A 16181-nucleotide genomic window follows, 5' to 3' on the forward strand; every position below is an offset into this window, starting at 1 on the left:
CTCTAAACCTGATATTTTTAGCGTTTGATTTTATTTTTCAATGTGGGTATTTTGTACGGCCCGCACAGCAATAATGCATAAAAATGCGGAAACGACTGGAATCCTCTAATAATAAATAACGACAAGAAAGGCGCATGCCGCGAGCAATACCGCTCGCAGGTTTAAAAGACGTCTAATAATGTTGTGATACGCAAACCTAGGCGCATCTACACGCAACGCATACCTTGCCCAGTCAAAAGGTTGAAGGAGTTAAGAGATGAGTTTATATAATCCCAATGATTCCCGGGACAACTGTGGGTTTGGCTTAATTGCTCACACTCATGGGGAAGCCAGTCACGAATTGGTAACGACTGCTATACACGGTCTTGACCGTATGCAGCATCGTGGCGGCATCGCCGCCGACGGGAAAACCGGTGACGGCTGTGGTTTATTACTGCAGAAACCGGATGCGTTCTTCCATGCAATCGCCGAAGAAAATGGCTGGAAACTCAGCAAAAAATACGGCGTGGGCATGATTTTCTTAAGTCAGGACCCGGTACTTGCGCAAACTGCGCGTGAAGTACTTAATGAAGAACTTGAAAAGGAAACACTTTCAGTAGTGGGTTGGCGCGAAGTGCCTGTCGACCGCTCAGTACTGGGTGAATTAGCGCTTACGGGCGTTCCACAAATCGAACAGGTTTTTGTGAACGCTCCAGCGGGCTGGAGAAAACGTGACCTAGAGCGTCGCCTATATATGATCCGCCGCCGAGCTGAAAAGCGACTAGAGGCAGATCCAGATTTTTACGTAGCATGTTTATCAGGCTTAGTAACAATTTATAAAGGCTTGGTAATGCCAAAAGATTTACCCGCCTTTTATCACGATCTTGCCGATGAGCGTATGCAAAGCGCAATCTGCGTTTTCCACCAACGCTTTTCAACGAATACTTTACCACGTTGGCCGCTAGCTCAACCCTTCCGCTTCCTTGCGCATAATGGTGAAATTAACACTATTAAAGGTAACCGCGACTGGGCGATGGCACGTGCCGCTAAGTTTTCAACGCCGCTTATCCCCGACCTTAAAGATGCTGCGCCTTTTGTAAATACTGAAGGTTCAGACTCATCGTCACTGGATAATATGCTGGAGCTATTCCTAGCCGGTGGTATGGATTTATTCCGTGCCATGCGCTTGCTTGTTCCACCTGCCTATCAAAATAACAAAACCATGGATGATGACCTGCGTGCATTCTACGAGTTTAACTCGATGCACATGGAACCGTGGGATGGCCCTGCCGGCATCGTATTAACGAATGGCCGTCATGTTGCCTGTAACCTAGATAGAAATGGCCTACGCCCGGCTCGCTATGTCATCACCAAAAACGGGTTTATTACTCTTGCCTCAGAAGTGGGTATTTGGGACTACGAGCAAGCTGACGTTATTGAGAAAGGCCGTGTAGGTCCAGGTGAAATGCTTGCTGTAGATACTTACACGGGCAAAATCTGGCGTTCTACGGAAATTGATGACGACTTAAAAGCGCGTCATCCATACAAAGAATGGCTAGAAAAACACATCCGTCGTTTGACCCCTATCGAGCAGCTCGATGCCTCGCTAATTGGCAAGCGCGTGTTTGACGATGATGCCATGGCGGTATATCACAAGCTACACGCCTACAGCTATGAAGAAATTCAGCAAGTTGTAAAAGTACTTGCAAAAGACGGGCAAGAAGCGGTTGGCTCTATGGGTGACGATACGCCTATGGCTGTCATGTCATCGCGCCAGCGTACCGTTTACGACTATTTCCGTCAGCAGTTCGCGCAGGTTACTAACCCGCCTATTGACCCACTACGTGAAAACCACGTTATGTCGTTGGCAACCTGTATTGGTCGCGAGCAGAACGTCTTTAGCGAAACTTCTGGTTACGCTGACCGCGTATTGTTTGAATCGCCGATATTGATGTATACCGACCTTAAACAGCTGCGTGAATTTAACCCAGACAACTACTACTCAGAAGTGGTAGAGCTTCAATATGCACCGCAAGAAGGTTTGAAGAAAGCCATTGAGCGCGTGTGTAACGAAGTAGAAATGCTGGTTAAGAATAAACGAGCTGCGTTCGTTATTCTGTCTGACAGAAACATTAAACAAAACCGTCTGGTTATCCCAGCGGCCATGGCGGTTGGTGCAGTCCAGCGCCGTCTCGTTGAAAAGTCATTGCGCTGTGACGCGAACGTTGTTGTTGAAACAGCGAGCGCCCGAGACCCGCATCACTTTGCCGTACTTATCGGCTTAGGTGCCACTGCGGTTTACCCATTCCTTGCCTACGAAACTATCGAACAGCTTTGTGAAAAAGGTGAGCTAGATATTTCTCCTATGCAGGCCACGTTGAACTACCGTAAAGGTATCAACAAAGGCTTGTATAAGATCATGTCTAAGATGGGAATTAGCACAGTTGCAAGCTACCGTAGCTCTAAGCTGTTTGAAGCGGTGGGTATCAACAACGAAGTAATGAACCTTTGCTTTAAAGGGGTAACTTCGCGCATTCAGGGTGCGGGCTTTGATGACTTCCATCAAGACCTTGTGAACCTTAACCGAATTGCATGGCTTAAACGCAAGTCTGTAGACCATGGCGGTTTGCTTAAATACGTGCACGGTGGCGAATATCACGCCTACAACCCAGACGTAGTAAGTACGCTTCAAAAGGCGGTTGTGTCAGGTAACTACGACGATTACCAGCAATACGCCAAGCTTGTTAACGAACGTGCGCCTGCGCACATTCGCGACTTGCTAGCTATAAACCCAGATTGCGATCCTATTGATATTAGCGAAGTAGAAGCACCGGAGAACTTATTCCCGCGCTTTGATACTGCGGCTATGTCAATTGGTGCATTGAGCCCAGAAGCGCACGAAGCACTAGCGATTGCAATGAACCGCTTGGGCGGTCAGTCTAACTCAGGGGAAGGTGGCGAGCACCCTTCTCGTTTTGGTACTGAAAAGAACTCTAAAATTAAGCAGGTGGCGTCAGGCCGCTTCGGTGTAACACCTCACTATTTAGTTAACGCAAACGTTATTCAAATTAAAGTGGCACAGGGTGCAAAACCGGGAGAAGGTGGTCAGCTTCCAGGCGATAAGGTCAATAAGTACATCGCACAACTTCGTTTCTCTGTGCCGGGTGTAACCCTTATTTCACCGCCGCCGCACCACGATATCTATTCAATTGAAGATTTGGCTCAACTAATTTTTGATTTGAAGCAGGTTAATCCAACGGCGCTTATATCGGTTAAGCTGGTATCTGAGCCGGGTGTTGGCACCATTGCAACGGGTGTAGCGAAAGCCTATGCCGACCTTATCACCGTTTCAGGTTACGACGGCGGTACAGGTGCAAGCCCACTAACGTCTGTTAAATATGCAGGTAGTCCGTTTGAACTAGGCTTGTCTGAAACGCAGCAAGCACTGATTGAAAATGGCTTACGTCATAAAGTACGGGTTCAAACCGACGGTGGCTTGAAGACCGGTCTTGACGTAGTTAAGGCAGGTATTTTAGGTGCGGAAAGCTTTGGTTTCGGTACGGGCCCAATGGTAGCGCTTGGTTGTAAATACTTACGAATTTGCCACTTAAACAACTGTGCGACCGGTGTAGCAACGCAGGATCAAAAGCTGCGTGATGATCACTTTATTGGCTTACCTGACATGGTGATGAACTACTTCAAGTTTATCGCTCAGGAAGTACGTGAAATCATGGCGTCTATGGGTGTCGCTAAGTTCGACGACTTAGTTGGCCGCACAGAGCTACTTAAAGTGCTCGACGGCATTACTGCTAAACAAAATCGCTTGGACCTGTCGCCACTACTTGCGCAGCCTAAAGCGGGCGACCACACTCGCCTATTTTGTTCGCAAACCACTAACGCGCCTATCGATAAAGGCGAGTTAAATGCTCAGATGCTTAAAGATGCTCAGCAAGCTGTGGTAGATGGAGAGTCAATAACTCTTAAATACCCTGTACGCAATACCGACCGTTCTGTAGGCGCTTTGCTATCAGGTGAAATTGCTAAACACCACGGTAACCACGACTTTGAAGATACACCTATCAAGGTTGAACTTACCGGTACAGCAGGTCAGAGCTTCGGCGTATGGAACGCTGGCGGCCTGCATATGCACCTTGAGGGCGATGCCAACGATTACGTAGGTAAAGGTATGACCGGTGGTAAGCTTGTTATTCACCCACCCCGTAATATTTCGTACGACGCCCACGATAGTGCCATTATGGGTAATACGTGTCTTTACGGCGCAACAGGCGGCAAACTGCTTGCTGCTGGCCGCGCTGGTGAGCGTTTTGGCGTACGTAACTCAGGTGCGATTGCGGTAGTGGAAGGTATTGGCGATAACGGCTGTGAATACATGACAGGCGGTATTATTGCTGTACTTGGTCCGGTTGGCGTGAACTTCGGCGCAGGTATGACAGGTGGTTTTGCTTATCTTATGGATGATGGCGACGACCTTGATAACCGCGTAAATGCCGAACTGGTCGATGTTATGCCAATTGAAGACAAAGCAATTCTTGCTGAGCACTTACGTGGCTTAATTAATCAGCATTACGAAGAAACAGGAAGCGAGCACTCGTTGTCACTGCTTACTGATTTCGCCGCAACGCTGAAACGCTTTAAGCTTATTAAGCCAAAAACCAGTGATGTGAAAAACTTGCTTGGTCACATCAGTCGTTCAAGTGCTGAATTACGCATTCAGGCTCAGTAGGAGGATTTAGTTTATGGCAAAGAACGTATATCAATTTGTCGATGTTGAACGTATCGATCCGCCTAAAAAGCCGATCATGGTACGTAAACAAGAGTTCGCGGAAATTTATCAACCGCTAAGCCAATCTCAAACCGAAGGCCAAGCAGACCGCTGCTTGGACTGCGGTAACCCGTATTGCGAATGGAAGTGCCCTGTGCACAACTATATTCCACAATGGCTAAGCTTAGCGAACGAAGGCCGTATTTTAGAAGCTGCTGAACTTTCTCATAAAACCAACAGCTTGCCGGAAGTTTGCGGTCGCGTTTGTCCGCAGGACAGACTATGCGAAGGCGCATGTACACTGAACGACGACTTTGGTGCAGTAACTATTGGTAGTATTGAAAAATATATCACCGATACGGCATTCAAAATGGGCTGGCGCCCAGATATGTCTGACGTGGTATGGACCGACAAAAAAGTGGCAATCGTAGGTGCAGGTCCTGCGGGTCTCGCATGTGCTGATATTCTAGTTCGTAACGGCGTTAAACCTGTTGTTTACGATAAATACGAAGAAATTGGTGGTCTGCTCACGTTTGGTATCCCGTCTTTCAAATTAGAGAAAGATGTTATCAAGCTACGCCGCCAAATCTTTACTGAAATGGGTGTTGAGTTTGTACTTAACACTGAAATTGGTAAAGACATTCAGTTTCAGGATTTAATCGATAAATACGATGCCGTTTTCCTAGGAATGGGTACGTACAAGTCGATGCAAGGTGGCTTTGACAACGAACACGTTGAAGGCGTGTATGATGCCCTTCCTTTCCTTATAGCCAACACCAACCGCGTAATGGGTCTTGAAAAAGACCCTGCTGATTTTGTTGACATGAAAGGCAAGCGTGTTGTTGTGCTAGGTGGTGGTGATACCACCATGGACTGTGTACGCACCTCAATTCGTCAAGAAGCTGCGCAAGTAACCTGTGCGTATCGTCGTGACGAAGAAAGTATGCCTGGTTCACGCCGCGAAGTGGTTAACGCTAAAGAAGAAGGTGTTGAGTTTAAATTCAACCTACAGCCTCTTGATATAGCCGTTGATGAAAACGGAAAAGCCTGTGGCGTTAAGTTCGTTAAAACCGAAATGGGGCCGCCAGATGTAAATGGTCGTCGCCGCCCTGTTGAAGTAGAAGGTTCTGAACACGTACTTGAAGCAGATGCAGTTATTATCGCATTTGGTTTCCAACCAAGCCCTGCGCCATGGTTTGCCGATTTCGGCATTATGCTTGATGAGAAAGGTCGCGTGCGCGCCCCTTCTGCGGGTAAATTTGCTTTCCAAACCTCACACCCACAAGTGTTTGCTGGCGGTGATATGGTGCGCGGTAGTGACCTAGTTGTTACCGCTATCGACGAAGGCCGTAAGGCTGCCGAAGGTATCATGGATTATATTGGCGTTTAACCTTCGCGAATAACCTTTGTCATTAAAAGCTCGATAGCCTCGCTATCGAGCTTTTTCGTTTATACACGCCACAGAAAATACGAAAAGCTCTACTTACATACCTTAATAGACCAAGGTTTAGTTGAAGAGAAAGAGTAACGCCTCTAGTATCGTTAAAATAAATAAAAAATATCGCGTATTGGATAAAGAACCTACCTATGAAGCACGTAAACACTAAGAAGCTCTTATTTTGTTTAGCATTAGCCTCAGCCGCGGGTAATGCCTGTTTTGCAGATCCCCTTGCAGTAGATTCTTCGTTAAATGCCCAAGTTAGAGTGCAAACGAGTAACCAAAGTGCGGTGTCTTTAAGTAAACCTACTATTGTGTCTTGCCCTTCCGAATTTCTGCAGGTGAAAATTTCTGATGATGCAAGACAGTGCCAAGCCTTTGACAAAAACATGTCGGCGGTAATGGTTTACCATTCGCCACGCACACCCAATGAAATTCTCAGTATTTATCAAACGTCGCACCCTTCGCTAAAAACTCACTCCCCGGTTAGCGGGCGTACTCTGCTTTCGTCTACCGATAAAGATATAAGAGTAATAATAAGCCCCGATAATTCAGGCTCTCAGGTTGATATTTTGGTCACATCAAAAGCCAAATAGAGCCTACGTAAAAATTTGCTAACGAAATAGCTCATGTTGGCACCCGCTTTGCAATTTTATCAATAACTACTTCATGACAGTACTAGGCGTCATTTTTATGACGCCTATATCGTAAACGAAGCTCGCGCTGCTAAGTCACATACCACTAGACACGGCTAGCTTTTGATTACTTCTGTCATGACTTTTTCTATTGATATTTGCGAGGGTTACGATGGAATTGGCAATTATTTTAATGATGTTACTTATTGTTGTTGCACTAGGTGCCATAAAGTTGTCAGACGGTGGTGTCGCATTTCCATTTAGACGGAAGCCACAGCTGTTTACACCGGTAGAGCATAGTTTTTTGAACCTTATCGAACAGGCCGTTGGAAGAGAGTTTAGAATTGTATGTCGCGTACGCCTTAATGATTTAGTGTCAGTACGCCAGTCTGCTAAGAAAAAAACAGCAAGCCAAGCCCTAAGCAGGGCATCAAGCAGACAGTTAGATTTTGTATTGGTCGACAAACAAGATATGAGCCCAGTCATGGCCATCGACTTAGTACATAACCAAGGTAAAGATGGCTATAAAACGCAAAAAGACTGGTTTGTAACCGGAGCTCTAGATGCGGCGGGCCTTCCTCACGCAAGAATTAAAGTTAAATCTGGCTACACCGTTGATGATATTCGTGAGTGCTTGGAAAACAAACTGATTCCTTATCGTCGATTACAAAATAAAATGGCCCAGCTACCAACGCATAATCCAGAACCACCTAAGCGCCCTACTCGCCCAGTTCGTTCAAGTAGACCCGCTGCAGCCTGATACAGTCTATTTCGCTTCCCCTAGCCTTTGTTGCTTCGCTGTTTTCTTACTCTCAAATAGCGGTAACAAAGGCATTTTTCTGTCAGTTTCTCTAATTTCCTTATACAATTAACCCGTTAAATTCCCTCAACACCGTCGGTAGAGTTATGAAAAAAATTGGTATTTTAGGTGCAATGGATGAAGAAGTTGCGCTACTTAAAGCGTCACTTTGGAACGTAAAAGAAACAAAGTGGAAGCACCTTATATTTTATGAAGGCACACTTAACGACATTGAAGTAGTGTTGGTTAAATGCGGCATTGGTAAAGTGGCAGCTGCTATCGCTACCACTGTATTGATTGAGCAGCACGCTCCTGATGCAGTGGTTAATACGGGTTCTGCCGGTGGTTTCGACAAAAACTTGAACATTGGTGACTTAGTGATTGCGAGTCACGTTATTCACCACGATGCTGATTTAACCCATTTTGGTTACAAGTTAGGTCAATGTGCAGGTATGCCTGAAGATTTTCGCTGCGACACTACGCTAATGGAAACCGCGCGTACCGCAGCTGCAGAGATTACCTCATTGCAATCGACAACAGGTTTAATTTGCACCGGTGATGCCTTTATCGGTAGCGATGAAGCGGTGGCGGATTTGCGTGAAAACTTCCCTGATATGAAAGCGGTGGAAATGGAAGGCGCAGCTATCGGACAAACCTGCCATATGCTCGATACACCATTTCTAGTTATTCGCTCATTATCAGATATTGCTGGTAAAACATCGTCAGTAAGCTTTAAAGAATATTTAGACACAGCTGCTAAACATTCAGCTCAGCTTGTTATGGCGATGATCAAGGCCCTCGCAAAATAAGATGGAAGAGGTAATTAGCGACCCGCAATATCAGTCGCTATTGATACTTTGGCTGGCTATCGCCGTTGATGCATTGTGGCGCTGGCCCCAAAGTACTCACCCATTAACACTTATGCGTTACCTTGTTTTACAAATGGGGCGTAAAGTGGTGCCTTCTTCCGACTATGGCCCGTCGCAGCACTACATTTCGGGTTCGTTAGCCGCATTAGTCCTACTGGCGCCTTTGGTAATTTGTGTCGCCATCTTGGTATATATGGCTCAGTACCCCGTTTTCTTTGAAGCGATTATTCTTGTCGCGCTACTCGATTTTGGCTACCAGCGCCAGCAGTATAAAAAAGTGTTGGCAAGTGTAGGTAGAAACAAAAAATCTCTCGCCCGTGAAATGGTACAGACCATCACAGCACGTCAATGTAACTCATTAACTGATATAGGTATTGCTAAAGCCGCGATTGAATCGCTTTGGCTTAAATTTCTTTATCTGTACTGCGGCGTTATTTTTTATTTCGTGGTGGCAGGGCCAATAGGCGCACTGGCTTACCGCTTATTATTGCTGACTTCATGGCAGTGGCATTACCGAACGCCAAATATGGTCTTCTTTGCTTTACCTGTGCGAAAGTTAGTTTCTATCCTCACAATTCCACCTGCAGTCATAGGAGGGGGGTTAACGCTACTCGTCAGCCACCCTATTAATGGGTTTAATGCTATGAGGCGATCGCCATCTAAAGATAAAACATCGCTTCTGCTAGCGCTTATGGGTGGAGCACTTAATATAAAACTTGGCGGGCCAGTAATTTACGCTAATAAAAAGTATCGTTATGTACGAGTAGGCGGTGTAAACGAAGTTAAGTACTCACACATGCTGGCAGCCAAAAGCATTATCGTTTACGCCATGATAGCTACTGCCTCTGTGGCTACGTTGGTTTTACTTGCATTAGCAAGTCTATAACTCGGCTTACACTTTTTTATGCGCGCTATTGCGCTATTCGCAGCTCCATTTAGAGAACTATATAGATGCGCTATCAATACAAAACAATTTCCACAAACAATTACATAGATCTGAAATGCGATGTTTTTCATATGCTAGCTCGCGCTTTGTTTCGCAGTTCACTTCATCTTCACGTATATCAAGCGATAGCTTTAGCCTTGTTATCTCTAGCCTTTCTTTCTTTTCCCCAAAGCTCTTTGGCCGCATCGAATAATGAGACACTCAGAGAAATTAAAGAACCCGATCATCCACCGTTGAAAATAGTAAGCCTGGCGCCTCATCTTACTGAATGGGCTTTTAGTTTAGGCCTCGGGGGTAATCTTGTCGGCGTAAGTGATTACAGCGATTACCCCAAACAGGCGAGGTCTATCGAACGGGTGGCTGATTTTCAAGGTGCGGACATATCGGCTATAGTTTCACTTCAACCCGACTTAATTCTAGCGTGGGATGGAGGAAATAAACCACAAGATATCCATAAACTGTCGTCTATGGGAATCAAAGTATTTAGAAGTCACATTGAAAGCATTGCTGATATTGCTCACGAGATAAAAAAGCTTGGCGCAATAACGGGTACTGAGGAAAAAGCAATGAAATTGTCGGATGATTTTATTGCCACACTCAACGCCCTTGAAGGCGAGTACGCGCAAGAGACTTTGAAGCCGGTTTTTTACTACTCGTGGACAACGCCACTTATGAGTATTGGTCCAAACGCATGGGCAAATAAACTGCTTCACGTCTGTGGCGCCCGGTCTATTTTTGAAGACAGCCCTGTCGACTATCCGCAGGTAGGTCTAAAAGAGGTACTTACTCGTCAACCACAAGTGCTCATTGCCGCGTCAAAGCACTCACCTATGGAGCTTGAAGCTTATTGGAGCGAACATCGTTCGTTTCTAACTGCACCTTTAATTGTTGTTAATCCCGATATTACCAGTCGCTTCTCACTGCGATTAATAAATGAACTAAAAGTGATGTGCGAAGGTATTAAACAAGGTGCATAAGCGCTATACTTAAGTGTAATTTGTACCTTCTGTGCAGTTTAGATAACCGAAAGTTCATGCACTACCTAGTCGAAATAGCATGAATGAGGTCGAGTAGTTTTAACATTTTTTATCAAAGGTAAACGTTTCTTTTCATGCGGATTGTCGTTGCAGTTTTTCTTTTTGTTGTCGGTATTACATTATTTGCGTCACTTCAGTGTACGGCAAAAGCGACCGCTCAATCATCTGTCGCTGCATCCCCCTACCTTATTGAACGGGTCGCTAATAACGACTGGCTCCTCATTGACGTACGCACCCCACAAGAATTTGCAGACGGCCACATTCCGGGGGCGGTTAACATGCCTCATGAAAATATTAACGACTATTTAAGCGACCTAGAAGGTCACAAAAACAAGCCAATTATTATTTATTGCCGTTCAGGACGACGAGCTAAGCTGGCAATGAAAGTACTCGAAGAATTAGAGTTTTCTGAAGTAATGCATTTAGAAGGCGATATGCTTGGTTGGAGCGCGGCAGGCATGACAGTAGATAGAATGTAATCGCTAAGTTATGAGACACTCGCTTTATTGTCTACCTTTTTATTCCGTGAGCTTATTCACTATTTTCACTTCATAATTCACGCTATATACATACCCTGTGTGTTAATAAATGCGTGTGATACACTTCTATGAACTGAGGCTTATATCATTCTTTTATGCAAATAGATATCGCAACCCCTGCTATGTTGTTTCCTGCAATCTCATTGCTGTTATTGGCCTATACCAATCGTTTTTTAACGCTGGCCACCATTATCAGAAACTTTTCTAATGAAGAGCATGACGACAACACACAAGCACAAATCAAAAACCTTCGATTGCGCATTCAGCTGATTAAACGCATGCAAATAGCTGGTGTAGGCAGTTTTTTTCTTTGCGTTGTTTCTATGCTGGCAATATACCTCGCTTATCAAAGCGTCGGTAACTGGGTATTTGCAGCGAGTTTAGTATCCCTACTTTACTCTTTGTGGATGTCTGTGAGAGAGATTTTAATTTCAGTAGAAGCGTTAGATGTCCACCTTGATGGCATAAAAAACATCCCTACAAATAAAAAGTCTTAAGCAAATTATGGCAATCATTAATAATCAACCGTCGATGCTAGCCGGACACGATATCAATTATGAACCTCTGGCACCCGAGCACTTCACTGGCGTAATAACCTTAGGGAATTTCGTGCACGGTGACAATTACCTCACTGATGCATTAATTGCCGACTATTACGCTAAGAGCTTCTTAGGCGACGTTAACGCTAGTTGGGTCGCGCTCAACCAAGAAAGAGTTGTTGGTTTTCGACTAACTTTTGCCCATAACCAATGGCAAACTGATGAGTGGTGCTCCCCCTCCCTGTGGCCTGATTTTATAGAAAACGTTTGCTATTTTAAATGCAACACGGTCGCCCCTGCTATGCAAAGTAAAGGCATTGGCAGCAACCTATTACGTAAGTCTATTGAATGTGCCAAAGCACAAGGCGCAAACGCGGGCTTGGCTCATATTTGGTTGGCAAGCCCTGGCAACAGCGCTTTTAAGTATTTCGCCAAAAACGGTGGCCAATTGATAAAGAAACACGCCAACAAATGGCGCTACGCATCTATTCATGAGGGCTATGATTGCCCTGTATGTTCAGGGTATTGTAAATGTGAAGGTGCAGAAATGTTGCTTCCTTTCTAAGCAGCTTTTCATCAGGTAATTATTACTTATATGACCTACGACCCTATTGTTTCCCATGGTGTTTCAGCTTCTCTTCCTTCCCCTCCTAGCTATTGGCATGCTACGCATAAACCTACTGCATTACCGTCGTTAAATAAAAGCGTTATCTCAGATTACTTGGTAATCGGAGGTGGCTATACAGGCCTGTCAGCTGCAATCACGCTTGCCCAAGCCAAACAACAAGTCGCGCTACTTGATGCAAATTCACTCGGGTTCGGCTGTGCAGGCCGTAACGGCGGCTTTGTGCTTTCGGGAAGCGGTAGACTGTCATTAAGCGCTATAGAAGATAAATGGGGTCATACAGTCGCCACGGGCATGCAGACCGAGTTTGACGGTGCCGTGGATTTGCTTAAAAAGCGTATTACAGACTTTGATATGCAGGTCGATTTAGTACAAGGGCCTTATTTAAAATTGGCCCATAACGTCAAGCAAGCCGAGCAACTATGTGCCAGTGCTAATCATCTAGCATCAAACTTCAATGTACCGAGCACTACCCTCACTCCAAAAGACCTTACCGCGCGTTTTGGTATAGAAGGGGCTTATGGTGGCGTTGAGCTTGAAGGCGCATGTTTACACCCTTTAAAACTGGCGAGTGAATATGCAAGAGTAGCTAAAGAACTCGGTGCCACGCTTTTCTACGACTCACCAGCCATTCACATTGAAAAGCAAAAAACAGGGTTTCTTGTCACCACGCCAAGCGGCTCAGTATCAGCTAAGCATATACTCATAGCCACTAACGCCTATACCCCCAAACGCTTCCATGACAGCGTAGACAACAAACAATTTCCTGTGCAGTCGAGTATTTTTGTTACCGCCCCGTTAAATAATGAACAACGCGCTTTGACTGGGTTAACCGCTCCTATGAGTTTTATGGATACGCGGATGATGAAATACTACTACCGGGTGTTGCCAGACGGTAGGTTGTTATTTGGCGGTCGTGGGGCAGTAAAAGGTAAAGATGCGGAAAGCGTGAAAGAGAAGCAGCGACTTTATAACGCTATGGTAAAAAGCTTCCCCTCCCTAAGCGGTATTACTATGGATTACTTCTGGAGTGGTTGGGTGAGTGTGTCGCTAGACAGTATGCCCCGTATTTTCGTCGACAATAAAAGTGGCGAGAATAACGCACTGCGCTCTAGTACTATAGGCTATGCCATGGGATATTGCGGTTCAGGGGTGTCCTTTGCCGCCTTTGCCGGGCAACGCCTCGCTCAACGAATGATGGGAACCGGTAACGTTGATTTATCCCTTCCCCTTTATCAATCACCACTTAAAACATACCCGTTTCCCAAGGCAAGAAGACTAGCACTGCACGGTTTATATCAGTGGGCTAAAATTGCAGAGCGTTAATCTTAGTGATTTTTTACGGTAAGTCTGCCGTATTCACCGTTGCGCACTGTTCATTATTTAGGCTATGTTAGTATTCTAATCACTGACGGAGTCACCTCATGTCATACATCGATGCCTTTGCTGTAGCCGTTCCCACAGAAAATAAAACCTTATACCTTGAACACGCCAAGCTCGCTGGCGACATTTTTAAAGAGTATGGTGCCATTAAAATTCTTGAAGCCTGGGGTGACGATGTACCCGATGGCGAAATAACGTCTTTTCCTTTAGCGGTAAAAGCCAAAGAAAATGAAACCGTAGTGTTCTCTATTGCGTTTTGGCCATCAAAAGAAGTGCGTGATACCGCATGGCAAAAAGTGATGGAAGACCCCAGAATGCAGGAAAGCGAAAATCCCATGCCATTCGACGGTAAGCGCCTTATTTATGGGGGTTTCGTTCCTATGTTGGAGTTATAAGGCTGTAATCAGAGACTTTATCTACTTTAAGTCGTCTATTTTCGCCAGCGCCGACGGCAAATCGGCAGCTAGCTTTTTGTATCGACGGTACACAATAAAAACGACTACGCTGTTTATGAGTAACTGTGTTACCCATAGCGTATAGGCGTTGAACATCAGTACGTTGAAAATAGCGAGTGCCAGCAATCCACACCAGAGTGTCACGCATCCATAAAGACTGACTTTCCAATAGTGTAATTGCTGCTTTAATTGAGTTTGTTTAAAAGACAGCATCGACTGCACATCTAACGCTTGGGTTTGCCATTGTTTTTGTCTAACCCAATATCCCCATGTTCCAAAAGCAACAGGAATAGGCGTAAGTACTGAAAAAAGCAACAGTTGATACGTAGTCAGTGGCTCGAACAACACCAAGGTTAGACACCACACCGAAACCGCTAGTCCGAAAACAAAGTCGAGAGCGCCTTTGGCTTTAAGTTTAAATCTAGCCTTCTTGGTTTCTTTTATCAGTGCATCTGTATCCACTAACGGCGTAGCCTCTTTATATGCACTTTGCCACTGTGCAAGTTGCTTATCGAATTCATTCATATTTGAATTATCGTTGCTCATGTTTACATTACCCTCGCTCACGGCCGGTCTGTTATCGCTCACGGCTGATTTATCCTCGCTCATGGCTGATTTATCCACGCTCACGGCTGATTTACCCTCGCTCACGGCTGATTTACCCTCGCTCACGGCTGTTCCATTATCTGCGTTAGCTGCTGGCGGGCCCGACTGATACGTTTAGCGACAGCGTTCTCTTTGATACCTAACATATCGGCTATTTCAAGCTGGCTGAAACCTTCAAGAAGCAAAGCCAGTACCTGTCTGTACTTTATTTCAAGCTGCCGTAATCCTGTCATAAGATCTATAGCACTTTCTTGTAACGTCGAATCTTGCGATGGGTGAGTATTTAATGTGTTAGAGAGATCATATTCACCGCTATCGTTAAATTCTTGACGCCGCTGCTCTTTAATAACGTGGTCAACCGCTTTGTTGTGCGCTACTTTTGCCACAAAGGTTTTAATGCTCGCCTCGCCGCGAAAGCCACTATTATGATGGCTAGAGCCATTTAAATTGCCTTCAAAAGCGCGCCATACGGCCAAAGACATTTCCTGAATAAGCTCATCTTGAAGTGATTTATTGGCTTCAAACGTTGCAGCAATACGCGCCATAAGCGGCGCGTATTCATTAAGCAGTTTTTCTATTTGAAAAGTTTCTTTCACTGCATTTCCATTTTTATTATTTTTAATTCCACGCTTTAAGCGAGCAGTTAAGGTTTGCTAAATAGACGATTGTCGGAACAAACGCTGATAAGCAACAAAGCAAGCGCATGAAACAATAGGACCAAACACTAAGCCCGATAGCGCCAATGTGTAGGGTGCAAGGAATACTGTTAGAAAAATAACAGTGCCAATAACTAGCATAGGCTTGTAGGCGCTAACTAACGCTTTCGCGCTATTTTTAAGCGCTTCCACTATAGAGCTTTGCTTTAAAATAAGCAGCAATGGTACAAATAAAAGCAAAAGGCTTATTGGTGTCACTGAGCCCAACATTAACCCAACTTTCCATGCTGGTACATCTACCATAGTGCCGTTCACCAATGCAGTCACTGACTCTGACCCCATTAACATAGCGCCAATCTGAAACTGAATCCACGCGATTATCGGTCCAGATAAACTCCATAGCGCAACATTTGCCCACGAACGCATCGTGCCGCCAGAAAAGTTTACTTTGCCCTTCACTGCTAAATTAGCAATGGCCAACCACATTAAAGTAGTAAGAAGCGGGCTCAACCATTTAGATACGCCTATTCCAATAGGTCCAGCCAATGCTTGAATAAGGCCAGCAGTAAGTAGCATTAAAAATGAAAGCCCTAAGAGTTTGAAAGGCGCTTTTTTAAATAGCTGCCATCCTTCTTTAAGCCACGTGAAAGCTTCATTTGCCGGAAGAGTCTTATTAGCTTGTTGGTATGTTGCACGAGTTGAAGTTACCGTTGTCATCACTTTATCCCTTTTTATTGCGTAAGCGTTAATATTGAGTACCACTGGTGTTCCACCCCAGGCTGCAACGCGTTCACTGCTCATCGTACAGTTGGGTATATTGTTTAACTTTCCCCTATAGACGATGACAGCGGCTAAAAACTGACAAGTTTTTTTCAAAAAATAATAAAAATTA

General features: G+C 45.0%; 15 protein-coding genes. 12 read left to right on the forward strand and 3 right to left on the reverse strand.

Features of this window, described 5'->3' with window-relative positions; translation table 11 throughout:
- Positions 1–256: 256 nt before the first annotated feature.
- The 12 genes from gltB (at position 257) to KL866_RS13215 (ending at position 13967) form a co-directional block, all read left to right on the forward strand.
- On the forward strand, positions 257–4723 hold the full coding sequence (gene gltB, locus KL866_RS13160) for a glutamate synthase large subunit (protein ID WP_214995376.1): 4467 nt from the start codon (positions 257–259) through the stop codon (positions 4721–4723).
- A 13-nt stretch (positions 4724–4736) separates the two neighbouring features.
- Entirely contained in the window at positions 4737–6152 is a 1416-nt protein-coding gene (locus tag KL866_RS13165) for an FAD-dependent oxidoreductase (protein WP_012519580.1), read from the forward strand.
- 197 nt (positions 6153–6349) lie between these two features.
- Positions 6350–6796, forward strand: a complete 447-nt coding sequence (locus tag KL866_RS13170) for a hypothetical protein (protein ID WP_025256269.1) — start codon at positions 6350–6352, stop codon at positions 6794–6796.
- A gap of 211 nt (positions 6797–7007) precedes the next feature.
- Complete coding sequence (locus tag KL866_RS13175) at positions 7008–7595, forward strand: DUF2726 domain-containing protein (protein WP_025256270.1); 588 nt, start codon at positions 7008–7010, stop codon at positions 7593–7595.
- Positions 7596–7741: 146 nt separating this feature from the next.
- The gene (locus tag KL866_RS13180) at positions 7742–8443 is read left to right on the forward strand and encodes a 5'-methylthioadenosine/adenosylhomocysteine nucleosidase (RefSeq protein WP_025256271.1); all 702 of its coding nucleotides are present in this window, start codon (positions 7742–7744) and stop codon (positions 8441–8443) included.
- 1 nt (position 8444) lies between these two features.
- Positions 8445–9389, forward strand: a complete 945-nt coding sequence (locus KL866_RS13185; protein ID WP_025256272.1) for a cobalamin biosynthesis protein — start codon at positions 8445–8447, stop codon at positions 9387–9389.
- 131 nt (positions 9390–9520) lie between these two features.
- Positions 9521–10426 carry a cobalamin-binding protein gene (locus KL866_RS13190; RefSeq protein ID WP_214995377.1) on the forward strand — a complete coding sequence of 302 codons (906 nt, stop codon included), beginning with the start codon at positions 9521–9523 and terminating at the stop codon, positions 10424–10426.
- Positions 10427–10560: 134 nt separating this feature from the next.
- Positions 10561–10965, forward strand: a complete 405-nt coding sequence (locus KL866_RS13195) for a rhodanese-like domain-containing protein (RefSeq protein ID WP_025256274.1) — start codon at positions 10561–10563, stop codon at positions 10963–10965.
- Positions 10966–11120: 155 nt separating this feature from the next.
- Entirely contained in the window at positions 11121–11522 is a 402-nt protein-coding gene (locus tag KL866_RS13200) for a DUF2721 domain-containing protein (RefSeq protein ID WP_025256275.1), read from the forward strand.
- A 7-nt stretch (positions 11523–11529) separates the two neighbouring features.
- Complete coding sequence (locus tag KL866_RS13205; protein ID WP_251140034.1) at positions 11530–12129, forward strand: GNAT family N-acetyltransferase; 600 nt, start codon at positions 11530–11532, stop codon at positions 12127–12129.
- A gap of 30 nt (positions 12130–12159) precedes the next feature.
- Positions 12160–13515 carry an FAD-binding oxidoreductase gene (locus tag KL866_RS13210; protein ID WP_214995378.1) on the forward strand — a complete coding sequence of 452 codons (1356 nt, stop codon included), beginning with the start codon at positions 12160–12162 and terminating at the stop codon, positions 13513–13515.
- A 98-nt stretch (positions 13516–13613) separates the two neighbouring features.
- The gene (locus KL866_RS13215; RefSeq protein WP_214995379.1) at positions 13614–13967 is read left to right on the forward strand and encodes a DUF1428 domain-containing protein; all 354 of its coding nucleotides are present in this window, start codon (positions 13614–13616) and stop codon (positions 13965–13967) included.
- Between the two features lie 21 nt (positions 13968–13988).
- Here the strand turns inward: KL866_RS13215 and KL866_RS13220 are convergent, their stop codons facing one another.
- The 3 genes from KL866_RS13220 to KL866_RS13230 all read right to left on the reverse strand — a co-directional run.
- Positions 13989–14699, reverse strand: a complete 711-nt coding sequence (locus tag KL866_RS13220) for a hypothetical protein (protein ID WP_311236149.1) — start codon at positions 14697–14699, stop codon at positions 13989–13991.
- Positions 14696–15229: an RNA polymerase sigma factor gene (locus tag KL866_RS13225; RefSeq protein WP_025256280.1), complete on the reverse strand. Its 534-nt coding sequence runs from the start codon at positions 15227–15229 to the stop codon at positions 14696–14698. The genes KL866_RS13220 and KL866_RS13225 overlap by 4 nt, the downstream gene beginning before the upstream one ends.
- A 57-nt stretch (positions 15230–15286) precedes the next feature.
- On the reverse strand, positions 15287–16181 hold an 895-nt coding region (locus KL866_RS13230; protein ID WP_251140035.1), incomplete at its 5' end, for a hypothetical protein.

The sequence above is a fragment of the Alteromonas sp. ALT199 genome, from assembly GCF_018619335.1.
Lineage (GTDB): Bacteria > Pseudomonadota > Gammaproteobacteria > Enterobacterales > Alteromonadaceae > Alteromonas.

Coding starts and splice junctions, on each gene's coding strand:
- gltB (WP_214995376.1), top strand. CDS start 257: ATGAGTTTATATAATCCCAATGATTCCCGGGACAACTGTGGGTTTGGC.
- KL866_RS13165 (WP_012519580.1), top strand. CDS start 4,737: ATGGCAAAGAACGTATATCAATTTGTCGATGTTGAACGTATCGATCCG.
- KL866_RS13170 (WP_025256269.1), top strand. CDS start 6,350: ATGAAGCACGTAAACACTAAGAAGCTCTTATTTTGTTTAGCATTAGCC.
- KL866_RS13175 (WP_025256270.1), top strand. CDS start 7,008: ATGGAATTGGCAATTATTTTAATGATGTTACTTATTGTTGTTGCACTA.
- KL866_RS13180 (WP_025256271.1), top strand. CDS start 7,742: ATGAAAAAAATTGGTATTTTAGGTGCAATGGATGAAGAAGTTGCGCTA.
- KL866_RS13185 (WP_025256272.1), top strand. CDS start 8,445: ATGGAAGAGGTAATTAGCGACCCGCAATATCAGTCGCTATTGATACTT.
- KL866_RS13190 (WP_214995377.1), top strand. CDS start 9,521: ATGCTAGCTCGCGCTTTGTTTCGCAGTTCACTTCATCTTCACGTATAT.
- KL866_RS13195 (WP_025256274.1), top strand. CDS start 10,561: ATGCGGATTGTCGTTGCAGTTTTTCTTTTTGTTGTCGGTATTACATTA.
- KL866_RS13200 (WP_025256275.1), top strand. CDS start 11,121: ATGCAAATAGATATCGCAACCCCTGCTATGTTGTTTCCTGCAATCTCA.
- KL866_RS13205 (WP_251140034.1), top strand. CDS start 11,530: ATGGCAATCATTAATAATCAACCGTCGATGCTAGCCGGACACGATATC.
- KL866_RS13210 (WP_214995378.1), top strand. CDS start 12,160: ATGACCTACGACCCTATTGTTTCCCATGGTGTTTCAGCTTCTCTTCCT.
- KL866_RS13215 (WP_214995379.1), top strand. CDS start 13,614: ATGTCATACATCGATGCCTTTGCTGTAGCCGTTCCCACAGAAAATAAA.